Origin of the sequence: Streptomyces sp. NBC_00029, from assembly GCF_045160505.1 — a bacterium.
Lineage (GTDB): Bacteria > Actinomycetota > Actinomycetes > Streptomycetales > Streptomycetaceae > Streptomyces.
This window is the reverse complement of the sequence record NZ_CP108292.1, coordinates 7,882,709-7,900,480: the sequence shown is the minus strand read 5'-3', so window position 1 is coordinate 7,900,480 and position 17,772 is coordinate 7,882,709. Positions and strand designations below refer to the sequence as shown.

Sequence of the window (17,772 nt, the reverse complement as noted above, 5' to 3'; positions counted from 1 at the left end):
TGACCGTTTGTCAGTCAGGTGCCCGAGCGACCGACCCGGGGGTGTTCACGGGGTCCGGTCCTCAAGACCGCGCAGACGACCCGTTTCCGACGAGGGGAAGCTCATGAGTACCGACGAAACCGCGAAGCGCACGACCGGCCGGCGCGGGATCCTCAGGGCCGGCGGCGGCCTTGCCGTCGCCCTGCTCGGCGGCGCCTCCTTGCCCCTGATCGCGGCCCCCGCCGCCGAGGCGGCCGTCCCCGACTCCCCCCGGTTCAGGCTCGACGGCGCCGGCGGCAACCCGATATGGAAGAAGTCCCTGCACACCAACTGGGTGCTGCAGTCCTTCGGTTACGACAACGTGCACCAGCACGTCTACTTCCTCCAGACGAAGCCCGGGTCCAAGAGCGGCGACCTGTGGGTCACCAGGACCGATACGGCGGGCAATGAACTGGGCTCGATGGCGCTGCACGGCTTCGGCCACGGCGTCTCGATCGCCGTGGAGCCGTACGACGGCCAGGTCTACCTGTGGACCGAGTGGAAGGTGAACACGGATTCGGGATACGGCACCAAGATCGGCCGGTTCCGGTTCGTCAACGGTGGCGTGCTGGAGCAGAACGACCCGTCGATCCAGGACCGCACGCCCTCCATCGGCGACCCGATGGGCAACCCGCAGCCCGTGATCGACCCGTCCACCGACCGGCTGGTGGTCCGCTACAACGTCGGCGACGGCCGGCGCCGCATCGTCGCCTTCGCCCTGAGCGATGCCCGCGCCGGCCGCCTGACCGGCGAGTACCGGCTGGCCGAACGTGCGCTGCCGTTCCGGGGCGCCTGGGGCGACGCGCATCCCTTCCAGGGTTTCGCCGCCTACGGCCGCTACGCCTACCTGCTGGAGGGCCCGGTGGGCAATCCCTCGTACCTCACCACGATCGACCTGAACGACGTCGGCGAGTCCACGGTGGTCGACCGGTTCGAGACCACGGCCGGACAGTCCCTGCCCGGCCGCGAACCGCAGGGCATGGCGATCTGGCAGTCGCCGGCCGGGCCACGACTGGCCTTCGGCTTCCACTCGAACACGGACGGCGTCCGTCACGCCAGCGTCTTCCACAAGAGCGAGTTCGTGTGATCCGGCCGGCGCCCCGCCGCCCCCGGACCGACGCCTGTGTGTCCGGGGCGGAGGGGCGCCGGCCTACCGCTGGTCGGCGTACACGTCGCTGCGAGCGGACCGATCCATTCCTACGCTGACTGAATGAGCATCAGATCATCTGGCCGCAGAACCGCCGCGGGCGCGGCGGCACTCGCCGTCGGCGCATCGGTTCTCCTCGCACCGACAGCCGCGGGCACCCCGCGCGCCGAGCCGCTGCCGCCACGACCCGCCTCCCCCGTCGGCACATCCCTGTTGCACGGGGCCGGAACCCATGTGCGGGCGCGGCAGGGAGCGCCCGCGCTGCCGGACGACGTGTCCGCCCTTTCGTGGCTGGTGGCCGACGTCCGTACGGGTGAGGTGCTCGCGGCCCACGACGCACACCGCCGTCTGCCGCCCGCCAGCACCCTGAAGACCCTCTTCGCCCTCACCGCCCTCCCCCGGCTGCCCGGCTCGGACCGGCACACGGTCACCGATGCCGAGCTGGACGACGTACCGGAGGGCAGCAGCACGGTCGGTCTCTCCGCGGATCACACCTACCGGGTGGCGGACCTGTGGCGGGGCGTCTTCCTCAGTTCGGGCAACGATGCCGTTCACGTGCTGGCCGAGATGAACGGCGGGTGGGAGGTGACGGCGGCGCAGATGCAGGCCAAGGCCCGTTCCTTGGGCGCCCGGGACACCACCGTCGTCTCCCCGGACGGCTACGACGCGGAGGGCCAGGCCTCCTCGGCCTACGATCTTGCCGTCTTCGGCCGTACGGGTCTCGCGGACCCGGCCTTCGCCGAGTACGCGGCGACCGCCGACGCCCGCTTCCCGGGCGGCACGTACAGCGACGGCAGCCCCACCTGGACGTACGGGATCGAGAACACCAACCGGCTGGTGACCGGTGAGGACGGGGTGGGCCGGTACCCGGGGATCATCGGCGTCAAGAACGGCTACACCTCACGGGCGGGCTTCACGCTGATCGCGGCGGCCCGTCGGGGCGGCCGCACCCTGATCGCCACGGTGATGAACCCTCAGCGGGGCGGCGCGAACGCCGTGTACGAGGAGGCGTGGTCCCTGCTCGACTGGGGATTCGCCGCGGCGGGACGGGTGGATCCGGTCGGGTCGCTGGAGCCCACGGCGCCGCCCGGGAAGCCGAGTGCCGTCGCCGCCGTCGCCCCCGTGACCGCGGGCGGCGTCGTGCCGGAGGATTCCCCGGCTGGTTCGCCGTCGGCCTACGGCTGGTCGGCAGCGTTCCTCGTCACGGTGGCCCTCGCCGGCGCGGCCGCCCTGCGAAGCCGACGACGCAGGAGTCCGGGCGCTCCTGACACGCGCCTGCCGTGACGCTGGCAGGGCGGGGGCGGTGACGGGAACGGACCACCGCCCCCATGCGCCGCCCCACCGGGCACGGCACCGGGCGCGGCGGCCGACGCGCGAGGGGTGGTGTGCGGTGCCAGGCTGAGGTCACCCGACGTCCGAAAGGCAATCCGCATGATCACCACTGACTTCGTACCCGGTTCGCCCTGCTGGCTCGACCTCGGGGCCCCCGACGTCCGTGCGGCCGCGGCCTTCTACGGGGCCGTCCTCGGGTGGGACTACGAGTCCATGGGCGAGGGGGAGGACATGGAAGGCGGGATGTTCCGCAAGGACGGAAAGATCGTCGCCGGACTCGGCAAACTCACCGAGGAGGGCGCCCGCCCGGCCTGGATGATCTACTACAGCGTCACCGACGCGGACGCCACCACCCGGGCGGTGGAAAGCGCGGGCGGCACGGTCCGGGTGGCCCCGCGGGATCTCGACGAGTGGGGCCGGATGGCCCAGTACAGCGACCCGCTGGGGGGACAGTTCGCCGTCTGGCAGCCGGGGAAGGACAAGGGCGTCGAGCTGGTGGACGCGCCGGGCTCACTGTCCTGGACCGAGCTGTACACGAGTGACGCCGCGGCCTCGAAGGAGTTCTACGGCGGACTCTTCGGCTGGCAGTACAGCGACATGGAGCTGCCCGGCGGCGGAGGGACCTACGTCCTCATCACTCCCGCCGGGCTTCCGGAGGAGCGCATGCACGGCGGCCTCATGCAGCTCCCGCAGGAGCACCTCGCCCTCTCGGCCGGGCGGCCGTACTGGCACCCCGTGTTCGCCGTCGCCGACTGCGACGCCGCGGTCGCCAAGGTCACCGAGAACGGCGGGAGCGTACAGATGGGACCGGAGGACGCGGAAGGCGTCGGCCGTCTCGCCGTCTGCCTCGACCCGTCGAACGCCGACTTCGTCGTCCTCACCCCGGTCCGCAGCTGAGCCGGACGAGCCGGCGGGCCTGACGCCGGACCGAAGGGCGGCGCGGCCCGCGGGTGTTCACCGCGGGCCGCGCCGCCCCCCGCGTACGGGCTGGTCGGGACCGGAAAGGTGCCCGTCATGCGCCGCGTCGCCACGGCCCCGCCCGAACGGTCGCCTTCATCGGTGTCCGCGGGCGCGGCCCCGTCCCCGTCCCCGTCCACGGGCGAGCCGCGCGAGCAGGAGGACGGCCAGCACGGCGCCCCCGGTGAGCAGCGGCTTGCGGTTGGCCCGCGCCACGGTCGCGGCCCGCCCCGCCCCGCCCCGCACCGGGTCCGGGGTCTTGTCCGACGCCAGTCGACCGGCACGGGCCGCGGCCTGCGCGACCAGCCCGGATGCCTGGACGGCGCGGTCCAGGACGGGCTCGGGGGTCCTGTCCTTCACCACCTGCGCGGCCTGCTGGGCCTTCGTGCGGATCTGGTCGGCGACCAGGGCGGCCCTTTCGGCGGTCTTCTCGGCGGCCTTCTCGACGGTGTGTTCCTTCACGTCTTTTGCCCTCTCCTTCTCCTGCGCCGTCACGTCGGCCTTGGCGGCCGGCGGTGGGACGCGTACGCCACTGTCCTGGCGCGCCTACCCGGCAAAGGACCCGGCACCCGTCGCGCGAGCAGATGGACCGGGGGCGGGCCGGGTTCAGTCCGGGCGGCGGCCGGCGACGAGTCGCTCACAGACCGCCCGATGCTCGGGAAAGCGCAGGGCGGTCCCGGCGAGCACGGCAACCATCTCGGCCCGTGTGGGCAGGGGATAGGCATCGTGATGCAGCGCGAGGCCCAGCCGCAGCGTGTCGTCCGACGTGCGCACCCACTCGTCCGTGGTGCGCTTCATGGAGGTGCCGTTGTCCGTCCCCGACCACACCGCCACGTTCAGGAACACGATCGCCTGCTGCACCGTCGCCCGCCCGGCCACCACTGCCTCGGCGACGATCTCGGCGATGTCGTCGGCGCCGTAGGCGTGGATCAGCTCGTCCACACGGTCGAAGAGCTCGTCCGGGAAGTCGGCGTCGGCCTGCTCCGGCAGGTGGACCGCACACAGCCGCGCGAGTGCCTCGTCCCATGCCGATGCCATCATCCGACCCCCTGGTGCCCGTCGTTCGCATGGACAGTAACCGGGCCGGCCGGGCCGGCGCACCCCGGATCCGGTGGCCGGAGCGGCGGCCGGAGTGGCGGCCAGGGGTGCGGGCGAGGCAGGCTGTAGTCATGAGAGCGCCCTTGCGCTCGCCCTCCGGCCCGCGAGCCGACGGCCACCACCAGGTCCTCTTCGTCTTGGCGGAGTGCGTGCCTTTCGCGATCGCCCTGCTGGTGCTCCTCGTCGAGTTCACGCCCCTGCACGTCCTGTACACCGGCCCCCTCCTCGTGGCGACACCCGCTCTGGCGGCCGTGACGATGGGTCCCCGGGGCACGCTCGCGGCGGCCGGGACGGCCGTCGCCGTCAGCGTGACCACCGCCACCTACAACCAGGCCTGGGGCAGCCAGCAGGTCTATACGAACTTCCTCGCCCTGTTCCTGGTCTCGGCGGCGAGCTTCATGACCAGCCGGGCCGCGCGCACCCGCAGCGAGAACGAGCTCAACCAGGTCCGCCGGATCGCCGCGGCCGCCCAGGACGTCCTGCTGCGGCCGGTGCCGGACCGGCTGGGCTCCCTCAGGGCGGCCAGCATGTACCTGGCGGCCGAGACGGGCGCGCAGATCGGCGGCGACCTGTACGACGTGGTCCAGACCCGGTACGGCGTCCGGATGATCGTCGGGGACGTCCGGGGCAAGGGGCTGCCCGCCGTACGGGCCGCCGCGGTCGTGCTGGGCGCGTTCCGGGAGGCTGCGCACTACGAGGACGACCTGGTGGAGGTCATCAGCCACTGCGGGGCCGCCCTGCGGCGGGACGCCATCGTCTCGGGGGCGGCCGCCAGTGACGACGTCCTCCTGGAGGGGTTCGTCACCGCGCTCGTGGCCCAGGTCCCGGACGGCCCGTACCGCCCGCTGGTCGAGGTGATCAACCGCGGCCATCCGCCACCCCTGCTGCTGCACGCCGGCACGGTCCGCTCCCTGGTCCCCACCACCCCCCTGCCCCCGCTCGGTCTCGAGGATTTCATCAGCGGTCCTCCCGGGCGCATCGACAGCTACCCCTTCGCACCGGGGGACCGGATGCTGCTGTGCACCGACGGCGTACTCGAGGCACGCGACCGGAACAACACCTTCTTCGACCTGCCTGCGGCCATGGTGACCATGCGCGACCACACGCGGCAGGCGTTCCTGGAGGGCCTGCACCAGGCATTGCTGCGGCACACCCGGAGCCGTCTGGCGGACGACGTCGCGATCCTCATCGTCGACCGGCAGGAGGAGGACGGGGTCGCGGCGGACCACCCGGACGGGGGCCGGGCGTAGTGGCCGCCCAGCGTGCCCGCGACCCTGCCCCGTCACCGCGTGGTCCGTGCGGTCCGTGCGGTCCGTGCGGTCCGCGTGACGGCTGGCGGTATCGGGCCCTCCGGCGCGCGCCCCGACTCGCCCGGATGGTCCCGGGCGCGACAGCATGGAGACAGGACGGTCCCCGGCCTGCCCTCGGAAGGAGGTGATACAGAAGGTGACCAGTCATCGCTTTGCGTTCTGCGGGGCTGAGCTCGCCGCTGTCTACGTGGTCGCCGACCAGGGCAGGGAGCTCCATCTGGCCGAGCTGACGGGGAACCGCGGCATCCTCTACGGACTGCCCGCGATCCTCGCCCTGGCCAGCCATTCGCCCGCCGCCAACGCCCTGCGCTCCGGCAGCCCCCTGTGGCTGACCCCCAAGGAACTCGCCACGTTCATCGAGGACGACCCCCACCACTTCCCCACCCGGGTCCGGGGCGGTGACCCCGAATCGCCGGCCAGGATCTCGCTGGGCGCGCTGCCCCTGGGACACGGCGACCAGGAGCTCGGATGCCTGATCGTCGCCGGGGAGGCCCTGGACGGCTTCAGCGCCGACGACCGCAGCCTCCTGGAGCTCTACGCCGACCAGGTGGCGGCCGGACTCGAATCGGTCGCCGCTCGCTTCACCGGACGCAAGGCCCCGCAGGCGCATCTGGGACAGTCGCTCGTGCCCGACCAGGGCGGCGCCTTCATCCTGGAACTGGGAACCGGCCGCATGGAGGCCCACGCGCACGTGCTGGAACTGCTCGGTCTGCCTCCCGAGCAGTTCGACGGGCAGGTGGAGACCCTGCTCGCCTGCGCCGTCCCCGACGACATGCCGGCGCTGATGGCGATCGTGGAGCCGGACCGGCTGGCCGCCACCGGACAGCAGCTGGCGTTCCGTATCCGCCGCCCGAACGGCGAGCTGCGCTGGCTGGGGCTGCGCTGCCGGGTGGAGGTGGACTCCGGCGGCACGCCACGGCGCGTCCTGGGCGTGGTCGCCGACGCCACCTATCTGCGCCCCAGTGCGGACGAGGTCTCCCTGGTGCAGCGGTTGTCGGCCACGCTCGCGGGAGCGGCGACCATCCGGGAAGTCAGCCGGCTGGCGGTCGCCGCTCTGCGCGAGCCGCTCGGCGCCTCCCGGGTCGCCGTCGGCGAACTGGAGAGCGAGCGGCTCATCGTCACCGCCCTCGATCCTCCGGAGCCCGATGCATGGCCCGAGGTCTGGCGTTCCGACTGGCGGTCCGAGTGGCCGGACGTGTCGCTCAGCGACCTGCCCACCCTGCAGAGCGCACTGCGTGGCGGGCACATGAGCCTGTGGCCGCCGGGCGCGGCGCTCGAGGCCGGTCTGCTGGGTGTCGGGCCCGGTGGCCTCGCGGTGCTGCCGCTGCCCGCCGACGGCCGGATGGTCGGGGTGTGTCTGGTGGGGTGGGACGCCGAGCACCGGTTCGGCCCGGAGGAGCGGTCACTGCTGACCGCGACCGCAGGTCTGGTGGGACAGGCGCTGGTGCGCGCCCACGCGCTGGACGCGGGCCACGAGCTCGCCACCATGCTCCAGCGCAGCCTGTTGCCCCGTAAGCTCCCGGAGCTGCCGGGCGGGATCGCCGTCGCCCGCTACCTTCCCGCGACGGCCGGCCTCGAGGTCGGCGGCGACTGGTACGACGTCATTCCGCTCCGTGACGGTCACGTGGCCTTCGTCATCGGGGACGTGCAGGGGCACAGCGCGGGAGCCGCCACCATCATGGGCCAGATGCGTACGGCGGTCAGGGCCTACGCGGTGGAGGGCCATCCGCCCGATGTGGTGGTCGCCCGGGCCAACCGGCTGCTCGTCGGCATGGAGACCGATCTGTTCGCCACCTGCGGGTATGTGGACCTCGACATGGAGGAGGGCATCGCCAGGGTCGTACGGGCCGGGCACCTGCCGCCGATTCTGCGCCATCCCGACGGTGTCGCGGAGGAGATGGCCGTCGAGGGCGGACCTCCGCTGGGCGTGCTCGCGGAGGCCGAATTCCCGATGACCGAGGCGGGGCTGGTCCCCGGCACCGTGCTGGTCCTGCTGACGGACGGCCTGGTCGAGTCCGCCAGGCTGCCTCTGGAGGAGGGCATGCGGCGGGTGTGCGAGGTGCTCGCCGCGGCCGACCCGGTCGACACCGGAGCGGTCGCCGACGAGTTGGTGGCGGGCGTGGGCCGTCGCGACGACGACGTGGCCCTGCTGTTGCTGCGGTACGACGGCACAGCGGGCCGGCCGAAGCGCAGCCACTGGACGGTGTGGCGGCTGCCCAACGCGGTCCTGCACGCGCGCCGCTTCACCGCGCGCACCCTGCGGTCGTGGGGCGTGGTGGAGGAGATCGACGCGGCCCTGCTGGTCGTGTCCGAGCTGGTGACCAACGCCATCGCGCACACACAGGGCGAGGTGGGGATGGACCTGACCCTGTCGGCGGACCGGCTGCGGATCGCCGTGAACGACGCGTCGCCGCGCAGCCCCGTCAAACCGGTGTGGGTGAGCTGGGAGTCGACCGGCGGACGCGGGCTGCTCATCGTCGAGGCGACGACGGCGGCCTGGGGTTCGGTGCCGCTCAGCGGCGGCAAGCAGGTGTGGGCCGAAATCCTCTGTCACCGCACGAACGGCCGGCGCACGGGCTGAGGCGAAGCCCGGTACGGCACGGCACGGCCCACTTCGGAGACGGCCCACTTCGGAGACGGCCCGGCTCGGTGCGGCCGGTTGCGGAGATGGTGCGGCGGCGGGCGTTCGCGGAGCCGTGACAGCAGGTCATCCTCCTCTTCCAGCAGCTGCGTTGTCAGTGGTGGCGGCTACGTTCGGGGTGTAGCAGAGGCCGTTTCCCGACAAGGAGTGGACGATGACCGACAGCAGTACGCAGCCCGCGCTCAGGGTGGTGCTGACAGACGTCAACGAGCGTGTGGTGGAGGCGTGGCGAGCTGCGTTCGCGGACACCCCCGCCATCGAGATCCACCGGGGCTCGATCCTCGACGAGGACGTCGACGCCTGGGTCACCCCGACCAACTCCCGCGGCCGGATGGACGGCGGGGTCGACGCCGTCATCAAGCGTCATCTCGGCTCCGGCATCCAGGTGCGTGTGCAGCGTGCCATCCGCGACCGGTTCGCCGGCACGCTTCCGGTGGGCAGCGCCGTCTGCGTCCCGTCGGAAGCGACCGTTCCCCGGTACCTGATATCGACGCCGACCATGGTGCGCTCCTCGCAGAACGTGAGCGCCACGCTGAATGTGGCCCTGGCGTGCGCCGCCGCGTTCCAGGCCGTCCACCGGCAGAACCGGAAGGTGCCGGGCAGCATCCGGTCGGTGGCGCTGGTCGGGATGGGTGCGCAGACCGGCCAGGTGCCGGCGCGGGTGTGCGCCAATCTGATGTGGACCGGCTACACGCTCTTCCACGACCACTGGTTCGAGGACGACGACGAACTGCGCGCCACGATCGTCACGCAGCTGAACGGCATCGAGAACGCGCCGGTCGAGGAGCGGGTGCGCATCGTGCCGCCGAAGGCCGCCCCGGCTCCGGCTCCGGCTCAGCCCTCCGGCCACGTTCCGCCGGCGACAACGTCCGCAAGCACCGCCACCATCACAACGACCGAAGGCGCTTCCACCGTGACCGACGCGAACGACCCCCTGTCTCTCGCCGAACTCTTCAACGGCGGCGGTGAGCCGTGGCTTCCGCTCCTGAAGCCGGTCATCGAGGCCCAGCCGAACGCCGCCGGGTTCATCGGCAAGGGACGCAGCCCCGAGGTCGTACCGGTCCGTGAGCTGACCTTCCAGGCGCTCAAGCCCCATCCCCCGCACAAGTGGAAGGTCGTCGTCTTCGGTCAGAACCCGTACCCGCGACCGGAGAGCGCGACGGGCATAGCCATGTTCGACAACACCTTCAACGACTGGAAGGACAGTCAGTTCGGCAGGGTCGTCAGCATCCGCTGCATCATCAAGGCGGCGGCGATGTGGAAGTACGGCATCGCGAAGAAGACGCCCATCGCCGACGTTCGCGCGCTGCTGAAGGAGCGGGAGACCGTCCAGCCGCCGGAGTGGTTCCAGGCGATGCTGACGCAGGGCGTGCTGCTGCTGAACGCCTCGCTCACCGCCAGCGGGGACGGGGCGATGGGGGCCGACCAGCACACGGCGTTCTGGCGGCCCGTCGCCGAACGGATCGCCGAGGAGATCCTCAAGGCCAAGCAGGATGCCGACGAGGAGGACCGCGGGGTCGTGTTCGCCTGGTGGGGGGCGCACGCGCGCAGCCTCAAGAAGGTCGTCCTGCGGCTCCAGGAGAAGTACCCGGACGTCGAGGTCCGGCACATCGACCACGCGAACCCGGCGGCACAGGGCGACATCTTCTGCGAGGGCGACCACTTCGCCCTGGTCAACGAGGCCCTCACGTCGCTGGGTTCGGACGGCGTCGACTGGCTGCCGAGCAAGGGCTGGAACGAAGGGTCGGCCGGCGGCGGTGGTTCGGACGGCGGCGTCGCGGCACGCATGGGCGCCTTCATCGAGTCGACCATGAACCTGCACCAGATGTATCTGGAGCGACTCACCAGCGTCAAGGACGAGGGCCTGGTCCTCCCCGCGATCACCGGTGTGTTCGACACTCCGCTGATGGACTTCCAGGACGCGGTCGCGCCCGTCGCCGAGACACTGGCCGGGCTCGCGGGACACATCGACCGCTCGCGCGACTTCGGCAAGCGGCGGGCGGACGAGACGGCCGGCGGCCCGTCCGCCGACGCGATCTCCGCGCTCTACCTCTACACCTGCGAGTCAGCCTTCTACCGCGAGATCAATGCCGTCCTGCGCTCCCCGGACCGCAGCAGGGTCACGCCCTATCTGCCGTACCTGCGGCTGCTGTTCTCGGCGGTCTCGGGGCTGCCGGCCCACACCCAGCCGCTGTGGCGCGGTGTGTCGCTGGACCTTCGGGCCCAGTACCCGGTGGGCCGGACGGTGACGTGGTGGGGCGTCTCCTCCTGCACCTCCGAACGGAACGTGGCCCGGGCCTTCCTGGGCAGCCGCGGCAGGCGGACGCTCTTCGAGGTGACGCCCGCCCAGGCAGTGGGGATCCGGAACTTCTCCGCCTTCACCGGGGAGGAGGAGTACATCCTCGCGCCGGGAACTCAGCTCAAGGTGACGGACGTCAAGAGCGAGCGCGGCGGACTGTGCACGGTCAGGCTGACGGAGGTGGACGCCGCTCCCCTCGTGTCCTGAACCACCGCCGCGGAGGCTGTCGGTCACGGGCACCCGTGGTCGGCAGCGCGGATCCTGATCGTTCATGGCCCGGGTTCCTGACCCGGGCCTCGGGGACGCCCCCCGCCGGTACGCCGGCTGGCGGGGCAGCGGGTGGCGCGGGAGGCTGGGGGTATGCGATGGCGTGTGCCTGGAGGGATGGCAGCTGCGGTGGCCGCCGTCCTGCTGGTGACGGCCGTCGCCGGACCGGGATCCGGGGACTCCGCGGACTCCGGTCGGCAGGTGGACATCGGCGGCGGGCGGAGCCTGTACCTGCAGTGCTCGGGGTCCGGAAGCCCCACCGTGGTGCTGCTGGCGGGGCTGCACGAGGCCTCCGACCCGTGGTCGCTGACCGACACCACGCCGCCGGTTCCGAAGTCCCCGGCGGTGCTGCCCGGCGTCGCGGCGTTCACCCGGGTGTGCACCTACGACCGGCCCGGCACCATCCGCTACACCCAGCCACCGACGCTCACGACGCGCAGTACGCCCGTGACCGGCACCCGGCCCCTGGCCGCCATGGTCCAGGACCTGGACCGGCTGCTGTCCGCCGGGCGCGTGCCGGGCCCGTACCTGCTGGTGGGGCATTCCTTCGGCGGGATGCTCGCCCTGCGGTACGCGCAGACGCACCCGGAACAGGTCCGCGGGCTGGTCCTGGTCGATGCGCTCGGGCCCGCGCTGAAGCCCGCGATGGGGACGCACTGGGCGGCGTACGTCGAGGCGTTGCGGCACCCCGGGACGCCGTTCGACGACGACCCGGCCTTCGAGCAGGTCGACATCGACGGCGGGGTCGGCGCCATCGACGGCGGTGGTCCGCTCCCGCCGGTCCCGGTCGCGGTACTCAGCAAGACCGAGCCCTTCGCGGCGCCTCCCACCATGTCCAGGGAGCTGCTCGCCGAGCTGGAGACGGCCTGGCCGAAGGCCCAGCAGGCGCTGGTGGAGCTGCGGCCCCAGACCCCTCACCTGCTGGCGACCGGGAGCGACCACTACGTCCAGCTCCACGACCCGGACCTCACGATCGCGGCGATCCGCCTGATCGTGGACCGGAGCGGCACCCGCTGAGCGGGACGAGCCCCCGCGCGCCCACGCTCCACGCCGGCCGCCTATCGGGCTCGGGCACCGGCACTGGCACCGGCTCGGGCTTCGGCTCGGGTGCCGGGGCCGCCAGCGCGTCCAGTGCCGCCCGCGCCGCGGCCTCGCCCTCCTCGTAGGCGTTGGCCCGGGCTTCCCGGACCGCTTCGGAGAGCTGGCGTACGGCCTCGCCGGTACGCCCGACGGCGGCCAGCGCCTCACCGTGGAGGGTGCGCAGGGCCACCCGCCGGGGAGCCGCCAGCACCGGCGCGGCGAGGGCCAGTCCGCGGGCCGCGTGTTCGGCGGCGGCTTCGGCGGCGCCGACCGACAGCAGGTGCTGGGCGAGGTGCTGGTGCGCCAGCGTGACCGTCTCGGTGAGGCCCTCCCGTTCGGCCAGGGCGAGTGCGCCGGCCAACAGCGCGCCGGGCCGCTCGCGGTCCCCCTGCCGCATGAGCGCGACGGCCAGGTTGATCCGGGCGACCGCCTCCCCCTCGGCGTCCCCCGCCCGGACGGCGAGACCGGGGGCCCGCTCCAGCCGCAGCAGCGCCTCTTCCGGCCTGCCCTCCTCGGACAGCACCCAGCCGAGCAGCGCCAACGCCCGGGACTGGGCCGCCGGATCACCGTCGAGCTCCGCGGAGGCCAGGCCCTGTTCGAGCAAGGGCACCCAGCCGTCGCGGACCTGCCACACGACGAGCGGCCACTGCAGCAGGACGAGACGCCAGGCCCGGTCGTGGAAGCCCGCCGCGACGGCAGCCTCGACCGCTGCCCGCAAGGTGCCTCGCTCGGCGGAGTACCAGGCGAGCGCGCCCGTCCGGTCGGCGAACCGGCGGATCCGGGCCGAACGCCGGGCCCCGGGAGGGAGGGCGCAGCACGGCTCGCCCCCCGGTTCCGCGGCCGCGCACGCCCCGAGCAGGGTCTGCACCCAGTGGTCGAGCAGCCGGAGCAGTCCGCCCGGTTCGTGATCGGGAGCCAGGCTGCGGGCGAAGAGGCGTACCAGGTCGTGCACGACATAGGACTGCGGACCCGTCTCGACGACCAGCTGGGCCGCGGCCAACTGGTCCAGCGCCAGGGCGGCCTGGGACGTTGGGCAGTCGGCGAGGGCTGCTGCGAGCGGGGTGTCGAGCGTGGTGCCGGTGTGCGGTCCGAGGTGGTGGAACAACCCTCGCGCCGGTTCGCGCAGATGCCGCAGGCTGAGGCCGAGCGCCGCGGCGACGCCGGTGTCCTCCGCCTTGAGCAGGTCCAGCCGGTGCTGCTCGTCGGCGAGTTCACCTGCGAAGGAGGCCAGGCCCCGGTGCGGTCGGGTGGCGAGGCGGGCGGCGGCCACGCGCAGCGCGAGCGGCAGTCCGTCGCACAGACCGGCCAGTCGCGCGGCGGCTTCCGGTTCGGCCGCCACCGCTTCCGGGCCCAGTACGGCGGCCAGCAGTGCCGTGGAGTCGGCGGCGGGCAGCGCGCCGACCGGCACGGGGCGGGCGGCGTCCGTGGCCACCAGGCCGTCGAGCCGGTCGCGGCTGGTGACGAGGGTGACGCAGTCGTCCCCGCCGGGCAGCAGCGGGCGAATCTGCTCGGAGTCGAGGGCGTTGTCCAGTACGACCAGCAGCCGGCGCCCGGCGGTCAGTTCGCGGTAGCGGGCTCCGAGGGCGGCGGGCGAGCCCGGCATCCGCTCGACCGGGACGCCGAGGGCGAGCAGGAACTCGCGGAGCACGGCGCAGGTGTCGCGGGCCGGTGTGCGGCTGAAGCCGCACAGGTCGGCGAAGAGCGTGCCGCCGGGAAAGTCGCCGCGGCGGAGGTGCGACCAGTGCACGGCGAGCGCGGTCTTGCCGACGCCCGCGCTGCCCGTGAGGGTGGCGATGGGGCCGGGTGTCGCGGTCGTGATCCGGTCGAGTGCGGCGAGTTCGTCCTGCCGCGCGGTGAAGCCCCGCGGCCGGCGGGGCAGTAGGTGGGGGGTGGCAGCGGGCCCGGCGGGGGCCCCGTGCGGCATGGTGGCCGCGCGCGGTACTGCGACAGCGTGCGGTGTGGCGGCCGCCGCACGGGCCGTCCGGGCGTCGGTGCCGGTGTCCGTGCGGGTGCTCTTGTGGGGGTCCGCGTGGGCGTCCATGTGCGTGTCCGTGCGGGTGTCGGCGCGCAGGAGGGTGTTGTACGCGTCGGTGAGCACCGCCGACGGGTCGACGCCGATCTCGTCGGCGAGCAGCTTCCGGGTGCGGTGGAACCGGTCCAGCGCCTCCGCCTGCCGGCCCGCCCGGGCCAGGGCCAGCATCAGCTGGGCCACGAGCGGCTCCCGCAAGGGGTGCGCGGCGGCCTCGGCGCGCAGCACGGACGCGGCCGATCCGTGGTCGCCCAGTCGCCCGTACGCGTGCGCCAGCGCCTCGACGGCCGTCAGGCGCAAATCCTCCAACGCGTGCGCGGGGGCCTCCAGCGGTGCGCTGTGCACGGTCCCGGAGAACGCCGGCCCCTGCCACAGGGCCAGTGCCTCGCGCAGGAGTGCCACGGCCTCCCCCGGGTCCGCGTGCCGCGGGACGAGCCGGAGCGATTCCTCGAAGCGGTGGGCGTCCACGAGCGCCTCGGGCAGGCGCAGCCGGTAGGCCGCTCCCTGGGTGAGGAGTTCCACGCCGTGTGCGGCGGCGCCGTGCTGCGCGAGGACCGCCCGTAATCGGGAGACGTGTCCCTGCAGCACGGTGCGCGCGTGCCTCGGCGGCTCCTCGTCCCACAGCGCCTCGGTGAGCCGGTCGACCCCGACGGGCGTGTTCGGGTGGGCCAGCAGCATGGCCAGCAGGCTCCGGCGTTTGGCAGGGCCGAGCGGGAGCGGACCTCCGTTCGCCGTCGTCACGGAGACCGGCCCCAACACGCGGAACTGCACAAAGCCCACCCTTGTCGATCCGTACCGCTTCGTACCGGTCTGTTCCTGCAGTGACAGCCCCCGACTGAGGATAAGTCGGATTGATCCGGCGGCATGAGTACGGCCTCGGCCAATCGCGGAAGGCTCGTTCCGCCGTCGAACGTCCGGAAGGACGGCATCGGGAGCGGGTGGCAGGCGCGGGGAGGCGGGCGGGGAGGCGGGCGGGGAGGCCGGGCGCAGGAGGGGACCGTTAGCGGGCCGTTAGAGCTTCGTTTGCGGCCGGTGGAAGTGTTCGGAACGTCAAGTCGTTCCGCCAGCATCCCGATTGGGGAGTACACACATGACCTTGGCCATCCTCCGCCGGTCCGCCCTCGCGGTCACCACCCTCGCACTCTCCGGGGCCGCCCTGGTCGGTGTCGCCGCCGCCCCGGCGCAGGCCGCGGCGCCCGCCGCCGCTGCCGGCTACTGCCACGTGTCCGGTCTCGGCGGTGACTACATCTGTGAGTACGGTGAGGCCTGGATGACGTACCCGGCCGGAAACCGTCAGGTTTTCATCATCGGCACCGACTTCGCGGTGTGGACCCGCTGGCAGTACGCCGGCGGCTCCTGGAGCGACTGGACCTCCATGGGCGGCACCGTGCGCAGCGGGGTCCGCATCGAAGGCAACAACACCTGGAACCCGACCATCTCCATCGTCGGCATGGACGGAGAGCGCTGGTCCCGGCACCGCCTGAACAGCGGCAGCTGGACCCCCTGGCAGAACTGACCCGTCCACTCCGGCGGGCCGCCGACCGCCGATCCGGGGAGAGCACGCTGCGCCCGTGACGGGGGTGTCCCCGGCCCGGCGGCAGGCATCCCGACTCCCCCACGACCGCGTCCCCCGGTCCGCCGGGGCCGGCCGCCCGTCCCCCGAGGCGGCCTGCCCCGGCGCCGGCCCCGCCCCCACCACGCCGGGGCCCGTCGGTAGCGCAGCCGTTCGCAGCGCGAACCGTCCGCTGCGCGAACGCCCGGCGGCGTCAGAACGCGTAGACCGCGTTGCCGTTCAGCCTCGCGGACATCGTGCACGCGTTGGAGAAGGTGTGCTTCCACGCGACATGGCCACCACGCCAGACGCCGTCCGCGGTGACGGTCACGGGGGCGTAGTGCCGCGGGCACGCCCGGCCCGCGTTCGGAGCGGCCAGCAGGCGGTTGAAGTCGCCGCCGGTGGCGTTGAGGGCGTCGCACGCGGCCCTCGGGGCGGGGTGCGTTCCCTCGGCGGTGTAGGCGCAGCTGAGGACGGTCGCCCGCACGACCGTGCCCGTGGCGGCGTTGTCCCCCTGGATGACGGTGAAGACCATCGCGGAGGGGGCGTGCAGGCTCTCGGGGCTCGCCTCCGCCACACCCGTGGCGCCGGCGAGGCACAGCAGGGCGGCGGCGGAGACGCTGGCTAAGCGGTGACGCATGAGAAGGCTCGCTTTCGATTCGAAGGCTGTGAGGCGCGCCGCAGCTCTTGTGCGGCACTCAACGGGGCCCGAGCCTGTCAGATCCAAAGGCACGCCGCACAAGTGCGGTCGTTTTACGGACAGTTCGTTCGAATATCGGTAGCCCGGGGATGTTCGCGCAGCTCCCGCCGGATGCCCGCAGGTCCAGGCCGTGCGGGAGCAGCGCACATCGACCGGCGCGACCCGGCCTCCCGCACCTGCGGCCCAGGTGGCGGCTACTCACCGTTCATCACACTGTTCATCAGAGTGACCGGATCGATGCGGTGGCACGTCCGCACTGCTCACGGAATCAACCATTCCGCGTTCGGATCTCGGACCCGCTACCGCGCTTCGCGGAGCGTGCGGATGTACCTCGCGGTCAGCGCAACGGCGGGATCCTCGTCGTGCGCGAGCCGCGCGAGGGCCTGTGCGGCCGCACCCCCGGGGATGTCCGCGAGCGCCTGGGTCAGCCGTCGCCGGGCGGGCGCCCCCTCGGGGCCGTGGGGGAGGCGGCCCACGAGGGTCGCGGCGATCCGGTCGGCCATCGCCGGGCGGCTGCCCGCCAGGGTGCTCAGCGCGTCGGCCGCGTCCACGTCGCTCACCCCCTCGACGATCATGTCGACGAGCGTCCGGACCGCGTCGGCCGCCCCAGGCTCTGCGCCCCCTCCGACTCCGAGCACTCCGCGCGCTCCGAGCGCGAGGGCCGCATGCCTGCGGACCACGATGTCGGAGCTCGCGAGGGCGTCCTGCAGGAGGGCGGTCGCCCGCTCGTGCTCGATCTCGGCGATGGAGCGGACGGCTCGTTCCCGCACCTCGGCCAGTGAGGAGACCAGGCCCTCCGCCAGCAGGTCCAGCGCGGCATCGCCCGATTGCGCCACGGCCCACCGAAGGGCACCGGCGACGTTGGTGTCCGCCTCGTTCAACGCCGCCTCGACCAGTGCCTCCACAGGTACCGGCACGTCCTCGCCCGAGGAGAGCGCAGCGCGCTGACGCTTCCCGGCGCTCTCCGAGCCCAGCGCGTGCAGGAGCGCGACGGTCTGCAGGACATCCGCCCAGTCGGCCGGTTCCGCGGAGCCGATCCGGCGCAGCCGCGTGAGCAGCGCCGTCTCGGCGGCGATGCGTTCCCGGGTCTGGCGGACGAGGTCGTCGACCAGTTCGGAGGGCCTGAACCCGGGGTCGTCCAGGGCCCGCGCAACCTCGCGCAGCGACAGCCCCAACGACCGCAGGCTCTCGACGTGGAAGATCCGCCGGATGTCCTCGCCGGAGTACTCCCGATATCCGGAGACGGTGCGTCCCGTCGGCCGCACCAGGCCCAGCGAGTCGTAGTGCCTGAGCATGCGGGCGCTGACCCCGGACCGCCTGGCCACATCACCGATCAACACTG

Annotated in this window: 13 protein-coding genes; 8 read left to right on the top strand and 5 right to left on the bottom strand. The window is 73.0% G+C overall.

All coding sequences use genetic code 11. From position 1 onward, the window contains the following. The first annotated feature begins 103 nt into the window (after window positions 1-103). From OG753_RS36365 to OG753_RS36355, 3 genes are all read left to right on the top strand, one after another. Window positions 104-1,105: a hypothetical protein gene (locus OG753_RS36365; protein WP_327266015.1), complete on the top strand. Its 1,002-nt coding sequence runs from the start codon at window positions 104-106 to the stop codon at window positions 1,103-1,105. A 123-nt stretch (window positions 1,106-1,228) separates the two neighbouring features. Beyond that, window positions 1,229-2,449, top strand: a complete 1,221-nt coding sequence (locus tag OG753_RS36360; RefSeq protein WP_405791646.1) for a D-alanyl-D-alanine carboxypeptidase family protein — start codon at window positions 1,229-1,231, stop codon at window positions 2,447-2,449. Between the two features lie 147 nt (window positions 2,450-2,596). Then, window positions 2,597-3,394 (top strand): VOC family protein, encoded by a 798-nt coding sequence (locus OG753_RS36355; RefSeq protein ID WP_327266013.1) that lies wholly within the window; start codon window positions 2,597-2,599, stop codon window positions 3,392-3,394. A 156-nt stretch (window positions 3,395-3,550) separates the two neighbouring features. On the opposite strand, the gene OG753_RS36350 is transcribed toward OG753_RS36355, so the two are convergent. Both OG753_RS36350 and OG753_RS36345 read right to left on the bottom strand, forming a co-directional pair. Then, window positions 3,551-3,916, bottom strand: coding sequence for a hypothetical protein (locus tag OG753_RS36350; RefSeq protein WP_405791644.1), 366 nt, complete (start codon window positions 3,914-3,916; stop codon window positions 3,551-3,553). Between the two features lie 144 nt (window positions 3,917-4,060). Then, the gene (locus OG753_RS36345) at window positions 4,061-4,495 is read right to left on the bottom strand and encodes a hypothetical protein (RefSeq protein WP_327266011.1); all 435 of its coding nucleotides are present in this window, start codon (window positions 4,493-4,495) and stop codon (window positions 4,061-4,063) included. A gap of 128 nt (window positions 4,496-4,623) precedes the next feature. On the opposite strand from OG753_RS36345, the gene OG753_RS36340 reads away from it, so the two are divergent. From OG753_RS36340 to OG753_RS36325, 4 genes are all read left to right on the top strand, one after another. Then, complete coding sequence (locus OG753_RS36340) at window positions 4,624-5,802, top strand: PP2C family protein-serine/threonine phosphatase (RefSeq protein ID WP_405791641.1); 1,179 nt, start codon at window positions 4,624-4,626, stop codon at window positions 5,800-5,802. A 196-nt stretch (window positions 5,803-5,998) separates the two neighbouring features. Next, window positions 5,999-8,443: a SpoIIE family protein phosphatase gene (locus OG753_RS36335; protein ID WP_327266009.1), complete on the top strand. Its 2,445-nt coding sequence runs from the start codon at window positions 5,999-6,001 to the stop codon at window positions 8,441-8,443. A gap of 214 nt (window positions 8,444-8,657) precedes the next feature. Next, window positions 8,658-11,009 (top strand): ADP-ribosyltransferase domain-containing protein, encoded by a 2,352-nt coding sequence (locus OG753_RS36330; protein WP_405791639.1) that lies wholly within the window; start codon window positions 8,658-8,660, stop codon window positions 11,007-11,009. A 177-nt stretch (window positions 11,010-11,186) separates the two neighbouring features. Further along, on the top strand, window positions 11,187-12,086 hold the full coding sequence (locus OG753_RS36325; RefSeq protein WP_405791637.1) for an alpha/beta fold hydrolase: 900 nt from the start codon (window positions 11,187-11,189) through the stop codon (window positions 12,084-12,086). Here OG753_RS36325 and OG753_RS36320 read toward each other — a convergent pair. Next, on the bottom strand, window positions 12,037-14,949 hold the full coding sequence (locus OG753_RS36320; protein ID WP_405791635.1) for a BTAD domain-containing putative transcriptional regulator: 2,913 nt from the start codon (window positions 14,947-14,949) through the stop codon (window positions 12,037-12,039). The two genes, OG753_RS36325 and OG753_RS36320, sit on opposite strands and share 50 nt — an antisense overlap. A gap of 319 nt (window positions 14,950-15,268) precedes the next feature. Between OG753_RS36320 and OG753_RS36315 the strand changes: the two genes are divergently transcribed. After that, window positions 15,269-15,694, top strand: coding sequence for a hypothetical protein (locus tag OG753_RS36315; protein ID WP_327266005.1), 426 nt, complete (start codon window positions 15,269-15,271; stop codon window positions 15,692-15,694). Between the two features lie 250 nt (window positions 15,695-15,944). Here OG753_RS36315 and OG753_RS36310 read toward each other — a convergent pair whose 3' ends face one another. Together OG753_RS36310 and OG753_RS36305 are read right to left on the bottom strand one after the other, a co-directional pair. Next, window positions 15,945-16,370, bottom strand: a complete 426-nt coding sequence (locus tag OG753_RS36310; protein WP_327266004.1) for a subtilase-type protease inhibitor — start codon at window positions 16,368-16,370, stop codon at window positions 15,945-15,947. A gap of 359 nt (window positions 16,371-16,729) precedes the next feature. Continuing rightward, window positions 16,730-17,770, bottom strand: a complete 1,041-nt coding sequence (locus OG753_RS36305; protein ID WP_327266003.1) for a MerR family transcriptional regulator — start codon at window positions 17,768-17,770, stop codon at window positions 16,730-16,732. Window positions 17,771-17,772: the final 2 nt, after the last annotated feature.

Bases quoted from the DNA above. Each gene is read 5' to 3' on its own strand.
- OG753_RS36365 (WP_327266015.1), top strand. From the start codon at position 104: ATGAGTACCGACGAAACCGCGAAGCGCACGACCGGCCGGCGCGGGATC.
- OG753_RS36360 (WP_405791646.1), top strand. From the start codon at position 1,229: ATGAGCATCAGATCATCTGGCCGCAGAACCGCCGCGGGCGCGGCGGCA.
- OG753_RS36355 (WP_327266013.1), top strand. From the start codon at position 2,597: ATGATCACCACTGACTTCGTACCCGGTTCGCCCTGCTGGCTCGACCTC.
- OG753_RS36345 (WP_327266011.1), bottom strand. From the start codon at position 4,495: ATGATGGCATCGGCATGGGACGAGGCACTCGCGCGGCTGTGTGCGGTC.
- OG753_RS36340 (WP_405791641.1), top strand. From the start codon at position 4,624: ATGAGAGCGCCCTTGCGCTCGCCCTCCGGCCCGCGAGCCGACGGCCAC.
- OG753_RS36330 (WP_405791639.1), top strand. From the start codon at position 8,658: ATGACCGACAGCAGTACGCAGCCCGCGCTCAGGGTGGTGCTGACAGAC.
- OG753_RS36325 (WP_405791637.1), top strand. From the start codon at position 11,187: ATGGCAGCTGCGGTGGCCGCCGTCCTGCTGGTGACGGCCGTCGCCGGA.
- OG753_RS36315 (WP_327266005.1), top strand. From the start codon at position 15,269: ATGACCTTGGCCATCCTCCGCCGGTCCGCCCTCGCGGTCACCACCCTC.
- OG753_RS36310 (WP_327266004.1), bottom strand. From the start codon at position 16,370: ATGCGTCACCGCTTAGCCAGCGTCTCCGCCGCCGCCCTGCTGTGCCTC.